The sequence below is a fragment of the Rubrimonas sp. genome, from assembly GCF_036788415.1.
Classification (GTDB): Bacteria; Pseudomonadota; Alphaproteobacteria; order Rhodobacterales; family Rhodobacteraceae; genus Rubrimonas.
This window is the reverse complement of sequence record NZ_DAIQNN010000237.1, coordinates 1-1892: the sequence shown is the minus strand read 5'-3', so window position 1 is coordinate 1892 and position 1892 is coordinate 1. Positions and strand designations below refer to the sequence as shown.

3 protein-coding genes are annotated in these 1892 nt (G+C 68.8%); 1 reads left to right on the top strand and 2 read right to left on the bottom strand.

Annotated elements, in window-relative coordinates; translation table 11 throughout:
* The coding region (locus tag V7Q31_RS19055; RefSeq protein WP_333835411.1) for an alpha/beta fold hydrolase at window positions 1–366 on the top strand (366 nt) is incomplete at its 5' end.
* A gap of 197 nt (window positions 367–563) precedes the next feature.
* Here the strand turns inward: V7Q31_RS19055 and V7Q31_RS19050 are convergent.
* Both V7Q31_RS19050 and V7Q31_RS19045 read right to left on the bottom strand, forming a co-directional pair.
* Window positions 564–1061: a lipocalin family protein gene (locus tag V7Q31_RS19050; protein ID WP_333835410.1), complete on the bottom strand. Its 498-nt coding sequence runs from the start codon at window positions 1059–1061 to the stop codon at window positions 564–566.
* Between the two features lie 348 nt (window positions 1062–1409).
* A partial coding sequence (locus V7Q31_RS19045; protein WP_333835409.1) for a prolyl oligopeptidase family serine peptidase occupies window positions 1410–1892 on the bottom strand: 483 nt, incomplete at its 5' end.

The following is a 1892-nucleotide window of genomic DNA, read 5'->3' as shown; positions in this document are numbered from 1 at the left end:
TTCCTGGTCGACGGCTTCGCCGACGGGCTGTCGCGCAAGGAGCGGCTGACGCAGGATTTCGTGGACGGGATCGTCGCGCCCTACCTGACCGAGGCCGGCAAGACCAGCCTCGTGCGCAACGCTTCCGGGCTCAACACCAGCCACACCACCATGCTCGTCCACCGTCATGGCGCGGTCGCGGCGCCGACGCTGCTGGTCTGGGGCGTCGACGATCCGTGGCAGCGCATCGCCGACGGAGAGCGTCTCGCCGCCGAGATACCCGGCGCGCGGCTTGTGCGGGTCGAGAACGCCTCGCATTGGATCCCGCAGGACGCGCCCGACGAGTGGCTGGCGGCGGTCGAGCCGTTCGTGGCGCAGGCGAGTTAGGCGCCGGCCGGATGGGCCCCGAGCTCGAAGGCCTCGACGCTCACGAGCCTCTTGACGGCGCGATGGCCGAGGAATGGGCTCGCAGTCCAGAGCGTGCTGGCGCTTCGGATGGCCAGGCGCGATGCCGGGACCCCTATCACCCAGGAAAGATCAATCGCTTGTGACGCCGAGCGGCGGCGGTATCCCACGATCCACGGTCAATGAAGCTCACAGAGCGGTGTGCGCGGGTCGCCCATGGCTCTGGGGGACATCAGCAAGGCGCAGGTGTCGTATCCGGCGTCCTCGAAACGCGACGCGATCAGCTTCAGGTCGTCGGGCGCGAGACGCTCCTCGCGGGCGAGGATCCAGCCGTACTCCCGAGAGGGGTGCCCGATCGCCGTCCAGCGGTACTCGGGGTCGAGCGCGAAGACGATGTAGTCGCCCGAGAGCGGCCAAAGCCAGAACCCCAGCAGGCTCACGAACGCGACCTCGAGCGCGCCCTCGTCCGAGGGGCCGGCGAACCGGGCCCGGCCGTCCGCGTCGCTGCGACCGCCATCTTCTTCGAGGCAACTGTTGAAGACCGTGATCCCGACGATGTCCTCGGCCAGACCATAGGTCGCGGTCGTGCCCGCGGCGCAATCCTCCTGGAACCGGTTGGGGATGACTGCGATCTCGTGCCAGAGGCCGAGATAGCGTGCGACGTCGAACCCGGTCACGGGCCGCACATCTGCTGGCTCGTCCGCGCGTCCCGAAGCGGCGAGGTTCACCGCTATCAGGAGCGCTACGATGGCCGGACTACAGCGCTGACAACCGCCAAGGCGCATGGTTTTCTCCTCGGGCATGGTCGGCGGAGGGCGAGGCCGTCCACGTCATCACGGCAGTCCTTGCGGCGGATCCTGCGCATCAATCGCTGGCGGTGCGGCTCCGACTTCCCCGTGCTTCAGTGTAGCACACGGAGAGGGAGCAGCGCGAATGGCAGCCAATCGCAGCGGTCTGTGCGGCGCGACAATCAGGATGCGAGGCAATGCGGAGGTCAGTCTGCGCTTGTCGCTGCTTGCGCCCCGTCAAGGCGCCAGATCGCCCAACACGAACGTCGCGGTGCAGGCGATTACGTCATCGAGAAGTGCCGCATCGGTCACGGCGCCAAGATCATGTCCTGCGTCGATGTCGATGATCGCAGTCCGGGCCATCCTGCCTGCGGCGAGGCGGCTCGCCAGCGCGGCGCCGTCGCGAACAAGGTGATCGCGCCGACCCGTCAGCACGAGCACGGCGGCCGCAACGCCGGCGGCGTCCGCGATCGGGTCGGCGTTTGCGACCTCGGCGAAGAAGGCGGGTCGGAGGCCGCTGTCGCCGACAATGCCGTCGACCGATCCGGCCCGGTGTCGCGCCGCGCCGAGGGTGAGGGCGCCGGCCCCGAGGATGAGGCCGTAGGTCGCGACCGGATCGAGCACGGGGTTCCAGAGCGCGATGAACCGGAACATGTCGGTCGCTGCAGCGGCCTTCAGCGCGACAAGCCCTCCCTGACTGTAACCGAGCACGCCTAGCGG